Source organism: Aminipila luticellarii (assembly GCF_004103735.1).
Lineage (GTDB): Bacteria > Bacillota > Clostridia > Peptostreptococcales > Anaerovoracaceae > Aminipila > Aminipila luticellarii.
In genome coordinates this window covers 272169-288014 of record NZ_CP035281.1, presented here as the reverse complement: position 1 = coordinate 288014, position 15846 = coordinate 272169, and the positions used below count along the sequence as shown (strand labels likewise).

13 protein-coding genes are annotated in these 15846 nt (G+C 43.9%); 2 read left to right on the top strand and 11 right to left on the bottom strand.

The window, feature by feature from the left end; genetic code table 11:
* Positions 1–117: 117 nt before the first annotated feature.
* From EQM06_RS01260 to EQM06_RS01235, 6 genes are all read right to left on the bottom strand, one after another.
* On the bottom strand, positions 118–1368 hold the full coding sequence (locus EQM06_RS01260) for an adenosylhomocysteinase (RefSeq protein WP_128744617.1): 1251 nt from the start codon (positions 1366–1368) through the stop codon (positions 118–120).
* Between the two features lie 21 nt (positions 1369–1389).
* The gene (locus EQM06_RS01255) at positions 1390–2013 is read right to left on the bottom strand and encodes a GerMN domain-containing protein (protein WP_128744616.1); all 624 of its coding nucleotides are present in this window, start codon (positions 2011–2013) and stop codon (positions 1390–1392) included.
* Positions 2014–2090: 77 nt separating this feature from the next.
* Positions 2091–3953 carry an APC family permease gene (locus tag EQM06_RS01250; protein WP_128744615.1) on the bottom strand — a complete coding sequence of 621 codons (1863 nt, stop codon included), beginning with the start codon at positions 3951–3953 and terminating at the stop codon, positions 2091–2093.
* 314 nt (positions 3954–4267) lie between these two features.
* Entirely contained in the window at positions 4268–5443 is a 1176-nt protein-coding gene (locus EQM06_RS01245) for a M20 metallopeptidase family protein (RefSeq protein WP_128744614.1), read from the bottom strand.
* A gap of 40 nt (positions 5444–5483) precedes the next feature.
* A complete protein-coding gene (locus tag EQM06_RS01240; protein ID WP_128744613.1) occupies positions 5484–6659 on the bottom strand; it encodes a M20 metallopeptidase family protein in 1176 nt (391 codons plus the stop codon).
* 70 nt (positions 6660–6729) lie between these two features.
* Complete coding sequence (locus EQM06_RS01235; RefSeq protein WP_128744612.1) at positions 6730–7914, bottom strand: hypothetical protein; 1185 nt, start codon at positions 7912–7914, stop codon at positions 6730–6732.
* Between the two features lie 360 nt (positions 7915–8274).
* Here EQM06_RS01235 and EQM06_RS01230 point away from each other — a divergent pair, with 360 nt between their 5' ends.
* The gene (locus EQM06_RS01230) at positions 8275–8676 is read left to right on the top strand and encodes a hypothetical protein (RefSeq protein ID WP_128744611.1); all 402 of its coding nucleotides are present in this window, start codon (positions 8275–8277) and stop codon (positions 8674–8676) included.
* Between the two features lie 26 nt (positions 8677–8702).
* Positions 8703–9344 carry a hypothetical protein gene (locus EQM06_RS01225; RefSeq protein WP_128744610.1) on the top strand — a complete coding sequence of 214 codons (642 nt, stop codon included), beginning with the start codon at positions 8703–8705 and terminating at the stop codon, positions 9342–9344.
* 131 nt (positions 9345–9475) lie between these two features.
* Here EQM06_RS01225 and glmS read toward each other — a convergent pair whose 3' ends face one another.
* The 5 genes from glmS to hpf form a co-directional block, all read right to left on the bottom strand.
* Positions 9476–11314 (bottom strand): glutamine--fructose-6-phosphate transaminase (isomerizing), encoded by a 1839-nt coding sequence (gene glmS / locus EQM06_RS01220; RefSeq protein ID WP_128744609.1) that lies wholly within the window; start codon positions 11312–11314, stop codon positions 9476–9478.
* Between the two features lie 12 nt (positions 11315–11326).
* Complete coding sequence (gene glmM / locus EQM06_RS01215; RefSeq protein WP_128744608.1) at positions 11327–12676, bottom strand: phosphoglucosamine mutase; 1350 nt, start codon at positions 12674–12676, stop codon at positions 11327–11329.
* A 46-nt stretch (positions 12677–12722) separates the two neighbouring features.
* On the bottom strand, positions 12723–13928 hold the full coding sequence (locus EQM06_RS01210) for a CdaR family protein (RefSeq protein ID WP_128744607.1): 1206 nt from the start codon (positions 13926–13928) through the stop codon (positions 12723–12725).
* A complete protein-coding gene (gene cdaA / locus EQM06_RS01205) occupies positions 13912–14772 on the bottom strand; it encodes a diadenylate cyclase CdaA (protein WP_128744606.1) in 861 nt (286 codons plus the stop codon). The genes EQM06_RS01210 and cdaA overlap by 17 nt, the downstream gene beginning before the upstream one ends.
* A gap of 138 nt (positions 14773–14910) precedes the next feature.
* Positions 14911–15438, bottom strand: a complete 528-nt coding sequence (gene hpf, locus EQM06_RS01200; RefSeq protein WP_128744605.1) for a ribosome hibernation-promoting factor, HPF/YfiA family — start codon at positions 15436–15438, stop codon at positions 14911–14913.
* Positions 15439–15846: the final 408 nt, after the last annotated feature.

Genomic DNA, 15846 nt, shown 5'->3' with positions numbered 1-15846 from the left:
GTTTGACATTTATAATCACCTGCTCCTTTAAAAATTATTGTTTGTATGATATGATATGTCTTTTCTTCAAAATATGTTACTACTTTCTGAATGAATAAATTGTTTTGAATTTATCGTTTATACCCTCCAACTGTTCAGATATTTTTCCTGTTCGGGGGTCAGCTTATCAATTTCAATTCCCCACGCTGCCAGTTTTCTGGTGGAAACCACATCATCAATCTCAGCGGATACGTCGACCACGCCATTTTTCAGATTTTTATGGTTTTCCTTTATATAGAGTGCAGATAAAGTCTGTACGGCAAAGCTCATATCCATGATTTCAGCAGGATGTCCGTCAGCCGCCGCAATGTTCACCAGTCTGCCCTCCGCTATGACATTGACCATCTTTCCATTGCTGAGCTTATATCCCATGATGTTCTTTCTGGTCTCCATCTTTTCTACTGCCGCAGCTTCCAGCCCCGCCATATCGATTTCGCAGTCAAAATGGCCTGCATTGGTCAAAATGGCTCTATCTTTCATAGTCAGCATATGCTCTACCGTGATCGTATGGTTACAACCTGTGGCTGAAACAAAAATATCTCCTAAAGGAGCGGCCTTCGCCATGGTCATAACGCTGTATCCATCCATGCGGGCTTCAATAGCCTTCACCGGATTGATTTCTGTAACGATTACATTGGCTCCCATAGCGGCAGCCCTCATGGCAATCCCTCTGGAACACCATCCGTAACCGGCCACTACAACTGTCTTTCCCGCTACGATCAAATTGGTATTTGCCATAATGCTGGTCCAGACAGACTGACCGGTTCCGTATCGGTTATCAAATAAATGCTTGCACTGGGCATCGTTTACAGCTACCATCGGGAATTGAAGTATTCCTTCCCGTTCCATAGCCTTTAACCGAATAACGCCGGTAGTGGTTTCTTCACAGCCGCCCCAGACTTCTTCTGCAAGATCCGGTCTCTTTCCGTGAACCATGCCTACCAGATCCCCGCCGTCATCAATAATGATATTTGGTTTGTGCTCCAGACACATTTCAATATGTCTTTCGTATTCTTCCGCAGTCGCACCATGATATGCATATACCATGAGGCCGTCCTCCACGAGGGCTGCGGCAATGTCATCCTGGGTGGAGAGGATATTGCTGCCTGTTACGGACATTTGTGCTCCGCCTGCAGCCAATACCTTGCAGAGGTAGGCTGTTTTTGCTTCCAAATGCACGGACAAAGATATTTTAATGCCCTCAAAAGGCTTGGTCTTTACAAATTCCTCTTCAAAGCCTCTGAGCAACGGCATGTTATTTTTGACCCACTCAATTTTCTGATGCCCCGATGGTGCCAGAGCAATGTCCCTAATTTCATATTTCTTCATTTTCATCCTCCTCTTCCTATATTATTCTTCCTCAAGTTCTGGTTGAAACAAGCTTCCCTTTATAGGCTCTGTCGTATCGCAATGGCCCATAAGCGTCTCCGCTTTTTTACCATCCACCAGGAATTGTACCTGCTTTATTTCATCAAAGCTATTGATAAGAGTTTCCGCAATCTGACTTATAAAAACAGATTCCTGCAGCGAGCCGCCCCCGCCTTCCAGATCCTTTCCGATCAAATCCACATAAGCGGTTCCGTCCTTGCAGGTGATGCCGTGCATGCCAAATTTCTCGGTGACTAACGTATCGGCATTTTTCAAATTCTCCGGTACCTCCCAAAGGTGGGTGATGGCCTGTGTGTAAGCATAAGAAGCCGCTTCCTCATCCGTCATGCCCTTTGGCGTCGTTTCCGGCAGATAAATTGAAATGCCGTCATATTCGACTAAAGCCCCTTTACTTTCGTCACCTGTCTCAATAAAATCACTGTTGGCATAATAAAGCTTTAGCGGTTTATTGAGCTGTTTTTCATCTTTTGCAGCACCACATCCCGATAGCCCTATCACGGAAGTTATGATCAAAACAGCTCCCAGTGTGAAGCAGAACATATTCCGCATGAATTTATCAAAGTTTCTCTTTTGTTTTTCTCCCATTTCTGGTTCCCCCTAGTCCTTAATATGTTTCATATCTATTATACTATAAAAGAGGGCTCTCTTGTTAAGAAATTTTCCTACTCTTCATACTCTCCGCTATCCAGATTGTACGGATAAGTGGCCACAATAATGCTGCCCTTTTTCAGGAGGCTCTCCCGGATAAACAGACCCGTATGGTTGTGCAGCAATCCGCCCCAAGGCTCATGAGTCATAAATTGAGGCACAATGACGGTTATTTTCTCATCCTCGCCGGATTCATCTGCTATTTTATAAATATAGTCCAGCAATGGAGTTACCACGGCTCTATAGGGGGAATATCGGGAGATCAGATTCATACCTGTATTCAAATTTAATTCATTCCATTTATGCTTTAGCTTTTCCATAGCTTCCTTATCCGTTGAAATATTCAGGGCAATCACTTTCCCTCCCAGGCTTTGGGCATATTGCAGCGCACCTATAGCCGCCTTGTTCAAGGAAGCAATCGGCACGATTATAATATGGTCGTACTTTATTCTGAAATTGACCTGATTCAGCTTGAGATTGCTGACACTCAAGCCAGCTGCGATCTTGTCGTAGTGTGCTTTGATCTTTAACTGTCCTATAATGAATATCGGTATAATGATAATAACAACAAAGGCTCCCTCCGTAAATTTTTCTGCTAAAATAATCAGAGTGGTCAGAAGGGTGACCACAGAACCGATGCTGTTTATAACAATACCTGTTTTCCAGTTTTTCTGTTTGGTCTTGATCCAATGGGTCACCATGCCGAATTGTCCAAGGGTAAAGGAAATAAATACTCCGATTGCATACAGCGGGATGATCCGGTGGGTATCCGCCTGAAATATAATGACCAGAATGCACGCAATAAAAGATAATGCTATGATTCCCACTGAAAAGCCAAGACGTTTCCCTCGAATCGTGAATTGTTTCGGTGCATAACCATCCTTGCCTACGATGTACATCAGCATCGGAAAGCCTGTAAAAGCTGTATTGCATGCCATCAGTAAAATGACAGCCGTGCTGAACTGGATGACGTAGTACATAAACCCTTTATGGAACACGGCAAATGCTATTTGAGATATTACCGTCGGTCCATTGGTAATCGGTACAGCTGTATAAAATATCGCCAGTATGGACGTGCCGCCAAATATGCAAAATATAAGAAGCCCTAACAAGACCATAACGATTTTAGCATTCCTGGCGCTGGGTTCTCTAAAATTAGGAACTGAATTGCTCACCGCTTCCACCCCGGTCAAGGCCGAACATCCGGAGGAAAAAGCTTTTAAAATCAGAACCAGTGAGATTCCTGAAACCGTTCTGTCCGGAACAGCATACATGGGTTCCGGGTGGATGCCCAGTACAAAATATTTAAACAAACCATACACAATCATAAAAAGCATACTGAAAATAAAAATATAGGTGGGCAGTGCAAAAATTTTAGAAGACTGGCTGATCCCCCTTAAGTTCAGTATGGTTAAAAGTACAATCAAAACTACAACGATCTGCACTTTATACGGCTGTAAATTTTCAAACGCCGATAAAATGGCGTCCGCTCCGGCACTGGCACTAACTGCCACGGTAAGAATGTAGCTGATGATCAGTCCGGCACTGGCACACAATCCGGCCTTCGCCCCCAGATTTTCTTTGGCTACTTTATAAGCACCGCCTCCCTGCGGGTAGGCATTAATGATCTGTATATATGAAATGGTCAATATGGCAAGCAGACCTATGATCATGAAGGAAGTCCATGTCAGCCATTGATACGCATATGCACCGAGAACAATCAGCACAAAAAGTATTTCCTGAGCGCCGTAAGCTACCGAGGAAATCGCATCACTGGCCATAATAGCCAATCCAAGTGGGATGTTATATTTTTCTCTGCTTCCCTTTTCATTTGCCAGAGGTCTTCCAATTAAAACATCTAAAAACTTATTTATCATGTTTTCTCCTTTTTCCTATGTCCTGATAACAACAGAAGGAATCGCCCGACTCCCTGCTGTATAGTATAGAATAACACTCTTGCTGTGAGAATTGTGTGAGAATTTCATTCAAAAGAAAATTTTTAATAAAATCTACCATTTTTATACCGGGTATATTTGATATTGTTCCCTTCCTTGCCTCTATCCAATCATTTCTTACATAAAAAACTACCCCCGCACAACGCGAGGTTTTCTTTATACAAAAAGACCGAAACAATGATCAGCTGTTCATCGCTTCGGTCTTTATAAAATTCTTTACTGTTTAAGTTTGTATTCTACTTTAATAATTCAAGGGCGGACTGCACATATACTGCTACGCCGTTTGACAGGGCATCCTCATCAATTTTAAAGTGATTGGAATGGATCGGATAAACGCAATCCTTTTCTTTGTTACCGGTGCCAAGGAGTACCATCATACCCGGAGCGAACTGCTGGTATTCGGAGAAATCTTCTGACCCCATCACCATCTCAGTTCTGATCACATTCTCTTCCCCGAGAACAGCAGCGGCAGCCAGTTTTACCTTCTCCGCCACAGACTTATCGTTGTCTACAGCAGGGCAAAGGAAATGATAATCCAGCTTTCCCGTGCATTCATAGGCCGCACAGATACCATTTATAATATTTTCCATCCAAGCGGGGACTTTCCTTCTGACTTCTTCGCTGAAGGTTCGCGTGGTGCCGGTCATAACCGCTTTGCCGGAGGTAACGTTAAAGCGTTCCCCAGCTTCGATCGTACCAACATTTAAAACCAACGGCACACGCACATCGTTCTTTCTGCTGACGATGGTCTGCAAGGCTTGTATCACAGCTACCGCGCACATGTTGGCATCATTGCCCTGCCAAGGAGCCGAGCCATGACAGGAATTTCCCAGGATTTCAAGCTCAAAAGAGTCACAGCTGGCCATAAACGGACCTTCCTGCACTACAACCGTTCCAACGGGATAATCCGAAAAAATATGCATGCCAACGATGGCATCCACCTTTGGATTATCCATTACGCCGCTTTCAATAGCGGCCTTAGCACCCACGGCCATCTCTTCGGCCGCCTGAAAAATCAGCTTGACAGTTCCGTTGAACTCCTCTCTCATTTCAGACAGGATTCGTGCTGCTCCAAGCATCATAGAGGTATGTGCATCATGTCCGCAGGCATGCATCACACCCGGATTGGAGGAAGTAAAGGAAAATCCGGTGTCCTCCGTTACCGGCAATGCATCCATGTCACCTCGAAGTGCCACCACCTTGCCTTCTCCTTTTCCGCGAATGATTCCCATCACGCCGGTCTCCCCAAGATCTACGGCCTCAATGCCCATTTTTTTCAGTTCTTCCTTGATGATTCCGGTGGTCCTGAACTCTTGAAGGGACAATTCCGGATGCAGATGAAAATCCCTCCTGTGTTCAATCACCCATCCTTCTATATCTTTTACTTTCTTTGTAATTGCTGTATCTTTCATAATCAAAACCTCTTTTCGTCTTACAATTACGTAATAAGTCTTATTTCAGCAACGCCAGCGCAGACTGTGCATAGATTGCCGCCCCGATCGGCAGCACATTCTCATCCACCTTGAAGTGATTGGAATGAATCGGATAGACGCAGCCCTTCTCTTCATTCCTTGTTCCCAGAAACAACATAGCTCCCGGCGCTTCTGTCTGGTAGGCAGAAAAATCTTCTGAACCCATGGCCAGCGGAATCTTTTTCAGCACATTCTCCGTGCCGACAATCTCTCCAAGGGCAGGCTGTAAACACCGTATAATCGGAATATCGTTGTGCACCGATGCACAAACGTATTGATAATGAAGCTCGCCGGTGCATCCGTATGCATCACAGATTCCCTTGAGTACCTGCTCCATCCAAACCGGCACCTGACGTCTGATCTTCTCATCAAAGGTCCGTACCGTTCCGGTGAGAACCGCCTTCCCCGAAGTCACGTTGAACCGCTCGCCTGCTTGAATCGTTCCTACGTTCAATACCAGCGGTACACGCACATCGTTCTTTCTGCTGACAATAGTCTGAAATGCCTGAATCACAGCCGTTGCACACATATTGGCATCCTTTCCCTGCCAAGGAGCCGAGCCGTGGCAGGAATTGCCGAGAATCTCCAAATCGAACTGGTCTCCGCTGGCCATCAAAGGTCCTTCCTGCGCCACCACCGTACCTGACGGATAATCCGCCATAATGTGCATTCCCACGATAGCCTCTACGGCAGGATCTCTCAGGACGCCCAGCTCAGTCAGCTCCCGCGCTCCGCTGCCCATTTCCTCCGCAGGCTGAAAAATCAGCTTGATCGTACCGTCAAACGTATCTTTCCTTTCTGACAGAATCTTAGCGGCTCCCAGCAGCATGGACGTATGCGTATCATGGCCGCAGGCATGCATAACACCTGTATTAGCAGAAGCAAATTCCACACCGGATTTCTCTTCGATTGGCAATGCATCAATATCGCCTCTCAAAGCTACGGTCTTGCCGCCATTCTTTCCATGCAGGATTCCCATGATGCCGGTCTCGCCCACAGCTGCTGTTTCCATTCCCATCTTTTGAAGCTCTTCCTTAATGATGCCCGTCGTGCGAACCTCGTGATAAGACAGCTCCGGATGCAAGTGGAAGTCTCTTCTGCGGTCGATAATCCAATCTGCTAGCTCATATGCCCGCTTTAAAATTGTATTTTCCATATTTCATCCTTCTTTTGACTCTCGTTTCTTGGTCTTGTATTTCCCGAATGTATAAATGCACCCTCAGGTTTTATACCAGGTTTACAAATACCGTTGCAATGATCACCGAAGCGATGGAAACGGTGGCAAATCCACCGACCAGCATTCTCGGCACAAGGACATCGGCAACATACTCTTTTTCTTCTTTCGTTTGACTGATGGAATTGCAGACCTCGTTTGTAATAATATAGTCTGCCGGGAAGCCAAACAATGCAGTCAAAGCACATGCAAAGCTCATCTCCTTAGACAGTCCCACCATTCTTCCCGAAACAGCGGAAGTAAGGAACATGCCGGTAATACCGATAACGATCAAAACGATGATCGGAATGATAATCTCTAAGAACAATGCCGGTGTCAGCTCACTCAGCTTGGACATAACGTATGCCAAAAGACCCATCATCAACCAGTCGAATACGCCGGCCTTTGATAAAGCGCTCTCCTCTAGGAATCCAAGCTCACAAAATACCACGCCTAAAATCAAGCAGATGATGTATTCATTGACCATACCTTTTGTCAAAACAGAAAGCTGGTGAGCGATAATGCCCACAATTATAAGCTTTACGAGAATAAGTGTACTGGTCAAGTAGTTTTCCGGCACCTGCGGAAACAACTTCTTTTTCGCCGTATGTACTACAGCGGCACTTTCAGATGCCGCCCCGCCCGTACCATTTAGCCTGTACTCAGCCAGCACCCTTTTACCTTCCCGTTTCAAGCACCACGAAGTCAGAGGGTATCCGATAAAGCTGTGAACAATAAACATAGCCACCGGGAAAGCCGCCATTGCCACTAATCCCTTTTCTGTCAATGCATTGGACATCAGTACGGCAGCAACAATACCGCCTGTAAGCGGAGGAGTCAAAGCAACCACAAACTGATACCCGAAGAGCATCCTGCCGATTGTCATAGCCAAAAGCACTGTACCTGCAACACCCACAACAGCCACTACAACAGCTTTCCACTGCTCAATTAATTTTTTGATGTCCATCATGGTTCCCATATGAACCAAAAGCAGACTCATGCAGACCGATACAAATTGCGGTCCGAAGGAAGCTGTATCGACCAAATCCTTCGGTGTAATTGTCCAGTAGCCGATTAAAAAAAGTACTCCGGTCACGAAAACCGATGGTACATATGCCTTTGTTCTTGTGGAAATAGCTTCACCTATTGCTAAAAATACCGCCACGAACAAGAAGGCAATAATTGGGGAAAAATTCATTAGATATCACCTCTTTATAAAATTTAAGTAAGAATATTACATGTAGAGGTGAAGGGCACCTTCTACTGCACAAATATGTAATCTACGTGCTATGTTTTTGTGCAATATAATAAACTTTTTCTTTTATATTATATCTGTAAACAAATAAAGTCAATAGTTTTTGTTTAAAAAACCAAAAACTATTGACTTTATTTGTTACGTATTCCGTTTGATGATTTTTTATATTTATTTGTTTTTTTATCAAAAAAGTATATCCTTTGTCAAACCTATTGCAAAATCAGCTTAAACTAATGTATAGTTAGTGCGAAAGCTTTCAAACTAACAACAAATTATAAAGTTTTTACAGGATCTGTTCCCGATGTGGGATCGTTGATAGCTTGGGGGGTCAATCTTAATATTATTGGAAATTATAGTACATCAACTTCTAACTATACTCTAAATACCATTTCTGCCAATGCTTATATTGATCCAAAACAGCCCCCTACTACAGGCGATGGAAAACTGGAAGCATCAATTTCCGAGACTATAGATTATGGAAATAAAGTAACTAGACAAATTTCGCCTGCACCATCTTCCTTTTGGTATTCAGTTTCTGAAGTCTGGAGCAAATCTGCATATGTTTATTTTAGTAAATATGGTGATCCTAAAAAAACCTTTTACTATTCTGCTGAAGAAGTAGGAAATTATACATTTTCGCATCCTTCAGGCATTATTCATAATCCGAATTGTTCTTTAACCTTATCAATAAGCGGCCCTAAATAGAAGTTTGAATTACGGAGGATGTATAAATGAGCAAAAAAGCAAAAATATTAATAATTGTTGCCATTCTTGTTTTAACCTGTGTTACCGCAGTGGCAGCACAAAATAATTTTCCTGGGGAAGAGTCTGCAAAGCAAATGGGTTTTGCATTAAAAGATTCTGCTAAAACCTTAATAAACAAAGATTCTAATTTATCAAAGAATTATGGACAAGATCAAGATAATACTGTTGCAATTATTATGGGGGAAGAGGTTTCTAAGGAGTATTTCATGTATCGAATGAGTCTATATGAAGCTTGCCATGCAGAAAATCCTGCTCAAGACACTTGGAATCTAGTTAAAAAGCAGGCCTTTGAGCGAAACTTTGCCGATTCCCACCAGCTGCTTCCATCGGAAGCAGACATCATAGCCGCTACAAATCAACAGCGGAAATTAGCGGAATCCACAAAAGAAAGCCATGAAATTGCAAAAACATTAATTAACTCCATGGGGCTCAGCGAAGACGAGTACTGGAATACCTTTAAGCCCAAATATGAGACAGAGCCGTTGTTGATAAGTGAAAACGTTGCAGCATATTGTTCCGAAAATAATGTATCGGAAGCAGACCTAGGCGACATAGAATATGAGGTTACAAATACAGCTTTCTTTGATGAACTTAACGTTAAATATTAAAAACCCTCTTAACCTGCTTTTACTTGTAGTTTTTTAATATTCTTCTAAACAATAAAAAGGACGAGAAGTTACTAGCTTTTGAGCTGAGGCTTTTTCGTCCTTTTTCTTTTTACGCTCTACCGCAGTTTATTTTATTCAACCGTTACACTTTTCGCTAGGTTTTTCGGCTTGTCGATGTCACAGCCTCTTTCCTTGGCGATATAGTAAGCCAATATCTGAAGGGGCACTACGGAAAGGAATGGGGAGACCTCATCCATGCAATCCGGGATATAAATCACCCGGTCTGCCTGTTTCTCAATCTCCTTGTTGCCCTCCTTGGCAACGCCGATTACATAAGCCCCTCTTGCTTTTACCTCCTGTATATTGGACAGCATTTTTTCATAAAGCTTATCCTGAGTAGCAAGGGCTATGACCAGCGTATCCTTCTCAATCAAAGCAATCGTACCATGCTTTAGCTCGCCTGCTGCGATAGCAAAGGAATTAATATAAGAAATTTCTTTCAGCTTCAAAGAGCCCTCATAAGAAACCCCTACATCTGCCCCTCTTCCGATAAAGAAGACCTGCTCTCTTTTGTACAGTTCTTTAGCCAAATCGTGTATTGCCGATTCACCTTCTAATAGGTTTGCCAGCTTATCCGGGATTTGTTTCAGTTCAGACATATACTGTGCATACTTCTCATCGGAAACCACTCCTTTTTTACGCCCCATATACAATCCGATCAAATACATGCACATCAGCTGAGTCGTATAGGCCTTCGTGGAAGCCACTGCGATTTCAGGCCCTGCCCAGGTGTAGAACACATCATCCGATTCACGAGCCACGGAGCTTCCTACTACGTTTACAACAGAGAGAATTCTAGCTCCCTTTCGCTTTGCTTCTCTAAGCGCGGCCAGCGTATCCAGCGTTTCTCCTGATTGGCTGATGGCAATGAACAAGGTCTTGTCATCCACAAACGGATCCCGGTATCTGAATTCAGATGCCACGTCAATTTCAACCGGAATCTTAGCCAGATTTTCCAGGATAAATTTTCCTACCAGCCCTGCGTGGTACGCCGTACCGCAGGCGACGATAAATACCTTATTGAAATTTTCAATGTCTTCTTTGGTCAAATGGATTCCATCCAGCTTGATGCTTCCGTCCTTTTCAATACGCCTGTTCAGCGTTTCATAAAGACCCTTCGGCTGCTCGTGGATCTCTTTCAGCATAAAGTGATCGTAGCCTTCCTTTTCGGCAGCTTCTGCATCCCAAGTCACATGGAATACTTCCCGCTTCACCTGTTTGCGGGCTTCATTGTAAATCTTTACGTCATCGGCAGTCACCACCACGGTCTCATTATTTTCAATCAGGTAGATCTCTCTTACATGCTTTAAGAGTGCCGGAATATCCGACGCAATAAAATTGCAGCCTTCCCCAAGTCCGGCAATAAGCGGGGCGTCCTTTCGCACGGCAACGATCTTATCCGGTTCTGCCGCCGCCACCACGCCGATAGCATAGGCACCCCTCATCTTGGTTACCGCTTTAAAAACGGCGTCCTCCAGATCTCCGTCGTAATAAATTCCAATCAGATGAGCGATGACTTCCGTATCGGTCTCGGATTTAAATTGAACGCCGTATTCCTTGGTCAGCCACTCCTTGATTTCCACATAATTCTCAATGATTCCATTATGTACGACCGCAATGGAGCCGTCCGCATTACAATGGGGATGTGCATTTAAATCAGAGGGCGCCCCGTGAGTGGCCCACCTTGTATGTCCGATACCAATATGGCTGTTTAAGGTTTCCCCCTTTATGAGCTTTTCAAGATTTTCGATTCTTCCCACATGTTTCCTGATCTCCAGCCTATCTCCTGTATTCAGTGCGATTCCAGCTGAGTCATATCCTCTGTATTCCAATTTTTTTAATCCGTCAATGATAATGTCCTTTGCATCCGTTACCTGATGCTTACCCACATATCCTACGATTCCACACATATTCGTGTCCTCCTATCCCAACCTTTTCGTTATCAGAAGTGCCAACTCCTGAGCCAATTCTGTAATGACCTCTATATCCCGGCCCTCGATCATGACCCGAACCAGAGGCTCTGTCCCGGACGGCCTGATCAGGACTCTTCCCTCTCCGTCCATCAGCTTCTCTACCCGCGCGATTTCATCACGGACCTCAGGGTCTTCCATATAGGTCTTTTTGTTTTCATTTTTAATACTTGCATTCTTTAGGACCTGCGGATAGATGATAATCTGATCCGACAGCTCAGACGGCTTTTTCCCACTGGCTCGAACAGCCTTGACCAACTGCAGAGCGGATAGAATTCCGTCTCCGGTCGTTGTATAATTTAAGAAAATAATATGGCCGGACTGTTCGCCGCCTATGATGCCGCCTGTTTTTAACATGCTTTCCAGTACATACCGGTCTCCCACCTGCGTCACTTCCACATTACAGCCCATTTCCTCCACCGCCTTATGAAAGCCCAGATTGCTCATGACCGTGGCTGTTACCTTATCCTTTACTAACAGGCCTTTATCTTTCAGCATCTTTGCACACATAACAATGGTCTTATCCCCATCAATAATGCGGCCTCGCTCGTCTACAGCGATCAGCCGGTCTGCATCGCCGTCAAACGCGAGCCCCAGATCAGCTTTGCTTTCCAGTACACATTTCTGTAATCCTTCCGGATGCGTAGAGCCGCAATTCTCATTGATATTGGTTCCGCTTGGATTGTTTGCTATCACAGTGACCTCTGCGCCCAAATCTCTGAATACCCTTTCTGCGGCTTTGTAGGATGCGCCGTTGGCGCAGTCTAAAACAAGCTTCATGCCTTCCAATCGAATATCTATGGTACTTTTAAGAAACTGAACATATAGATCCAGTGCATCCTCTTCTGCTTCCAGACATCTGCCTAATCTATCCCCTGTAATGTGACTGTTTATATCCGTGCCTCTGAGAATGATGTCCTCAATCTGTTCCTCCAGTTCATCATCCAGCTTAAACCCTTCTCCGTTAAAAAACTTGATTCCATTATACTCAAACGTGTTATGTGATGCAGATATGACCACACCTGCTGTTGCTTTGTAATACTTTACAAGATATGCCACTGCGGGAGTCGGTAATACTCCTACCTTTATGACATTTCCTCCCATAGCCAGAATTCCTGCACTCAGAGCATCTTCCAAAAGATCCCCCGATATTCTTGTATCTTTGCCAATCAGAACAACCGGCCTCTGCTCTTCCTTGCTGAGCACATAAGCACCCGCTTTACCAAGATTAAATGCCAGCTCCGGAGTAAGTTCCGAATTTGCTACGCCTCTCACTCCATCCGTTCCAAACAATCTACCCATTCAATAATTCCTCCTACCTATGTATTTAAACACACGAAAAACGAGGTTATACAGCCTCGTTAATCGTTATATGAATTTCCTCAGGGGTTACCGAGATATCTGAAATTCCATTCTCCTTCTCAACTTTTAAAGGAACCGTATAGATTCCCGCCTCTAGGCCTGTCAAATCAATGGAAAGATTCACATCAGCCTCCGTCAGCTTTGCAACGTCTGCTTCCTTTCCCGAAACCTTGACATTGACAGTCTGTGTATTGATCACCAGTGAAAGCTTGTCACCCAGTCCGTTTGCAGTAATACTGCTGCTCGGTATCTCAAATTCCTTTACACTGATGCCCTTTATCGCTATGCTGACCGCTGTCTTTTTAGACTCCTGTGCCAGCATGACCCCGCGAGGCAATTTTATCGTAAGCGGGATATCCGTCGTAGCCGTGACCTTGCTTATGTCCACCGGTTCTGCCGTTACTTTGCTGATATCCTGCAAATCCTCTTTTAAGCCTTTAATCTTGACCTTTTGCGGTACATCCATACTGGTGACCTGATAGGCCTTGTTCACTTCTCCGGTTACATCTACTTCCAGCGGCACTTCTTTGGTTTGATAGATTTCCGCCTCAATGTCGGCAGTATCTGAGGACAATTTAATATTTTTGACACTCTGCCCTCTAAAATCCACCGCAGTCAGCTCTGTTGTAAAAGACTTCGGAGTAGTGGTAAGCTCTGAAATATCAAGATATGCATTGACTGATTTGATAGATGCCACTTTGGACTTGGCACCTTTTACTTCTACTTCCTTCGGTGTAATGCTGGAAACCGTCGCTTCCTGTTTTGAGTCGGCCGCTCCGTTGAAAACAACATTCACCGGCTTGTATACCGATACCATTTCTTCGATAGTCACCGTCAATCTGTTATTTTTTTGATTGGCTACGCTTACAGAATCCGGTACGGTAATGGTGACCGGAATATCATTCTGCCCCACTCCATATCCGAAAACATCTGCTTTCGCCTCAATATCATCAGCTGAAATCTTCAGCACATCGGAACGGGCTCCTTCCACGATTACATCCATGAAGTAGTCCTCTTCTGAACTGATGGCCAACCCCCTTTGGTTTAAACTGTCCACATTGACCAGCTTAATCGGCACATTCGGCACCTTAACTTTTGTCGGCGGATTTTCAACAGCTACCACATATACCCACAAGAAAATCGCCAAAAGGATGGATAGAAAGATTGTAAATTTCTTATTTTGCAGCATCATTTTTTCTCCCCAACATATTGAAAATTGCAGCCAAACTCTTTACCGCTACATTTTTCTCATCCCCCGTCGCATTTAAGAACAGGTTGAGCAGTGTTTTTTCAACTGTCTTAATATCCAGAAATCTGGATAGCTTCCCGTCCACAGCGATGGATATAATCCCCGTTTCCTCCGAAACAATAAGAGTAATGGCATCTGAATTCTCTGTAATGCCAATCCCCGCTCTATGCCTCGTTCCAAGTTCCTTCGACAAATTTTTATTCTGCGTCAAGGGCAGCACACATCCGGCCGCATAAATCTTGTCGCCCCGAACGATGACTGCACCGTCGTGAAGGGGTGCACCTTCATAAAAGATGTTTCCCAGCAGTTCTGTTGAAATTTCTGCATTTAGAATCGTACCCGTTTCAGCGATATCCGTTAAAGAGGTCTCTCTTTCCAATATGATGAGAGCGCCTACCTTATTAGCCGAAAAATCATCTACCGCCCTTATGAACTGAGCCGTAATATTCTTGGCTTTTTCTTTATCGAACTGACCGAAGGGTGCTTTTACCAGCTTGCTCCTTCCCACATATTCCAACCCTCTTCTGAGTTCCGGCTGAAATACGATAACTAAAGCCAAAACGCCCAAGGTCATCGTCCCTTTTAAAATCCAGTTTAACGTGTACAGATGAAATTGTTCGGAAATTAATGTTGCGAACACTAAAACAAGCAGACCCTTAACCAACTGCTCTGCTCTTGATTCTCTGATAAATCCCAGTACCTTATATATTATAAATGCCACGATACAAACATCGATCGCATCCGTAATGCTGATACCGGAAACAATATTGCTAATATAACTCTGCATATACATTCCCCTATTCTCTCCCTCATGTTTACCCTTTTTCCATTGTACAAAAAAACAGCGGTATTTTCAATAGTTAAAGTACAGCTAAAAGTAAAAATGGCAGGGATTTTTATCCCCGCCATAGCCTTTTTATATGATTTAATATACGGTTTCTATCAGGCCATAGTCCCCATTCTTTCTTTTATAGACCACATTGACAGACTCCGTATCCATATTCATAAATACAAAGAAGGAATGTCCGATCAGTTCCATCTGTAGAATGGCTTCTTCGATATTCATCGGAATAATTTCCATCTTTTTCCTTTTTACAACGGTCATCTCTTCCGGCTCATTGGTGTAATCCGGAATCTCCGCAAATCTAAGACCCTTGTTGTCTTTGTTCCTCTTTTGCAGCTTTGTTTTAAATCGAGACATCTGTGACGACAGTTTATCAACAACTCCGTCGATTGCATCATAAGCAACATCCGCAGTATTTTCTGCTCTGAAAATAGTTCCCCCTGCATTTATAGTCGCTTCTATTTTCTGCTTATCCTTTTCAGCTGAAACCATTACATTAGCCACAATATCATTTGAAAAATATTTGCTCAATTTTTGCAGCTTCTTTTCAATGGTGTCCCTTAGATAGTCACTTGAACTCAGGTTCTTACTCGTAATTTCAATCTTCATATAGATGCCCTCCCTTTTTGTAGTTAGTTTCTGCAAATCATAGATTTTAAAAAACTCTTGCACCAGCCTGACTTCCAATTTATTACAACTGGGACAAGCTGTGGATTGAGTTGTTGCTTTTATTATAACACCTTATTTCGACAGTTTCCACAATTTTCAGAAAAAATAAATGGGAATATTGGGATAAGGCGGCTGCTCAGCTGACCTGATCTTTGCCCCCACACCTGCCTTTACCTGACTTTGTCAGAGGACTTACTTCTAAGCTACGCCATGATCACTGCCGCCTTGCGGATCAGCTTACGTGGGTCCCTTTGCCCGTAACTGGCCTGGACTTTCAATCACAGACCTGAACAGCCGCCTTATCTCAATATATGTAGCATGGAATTCAATTATCCTTTGCTTTTCCGC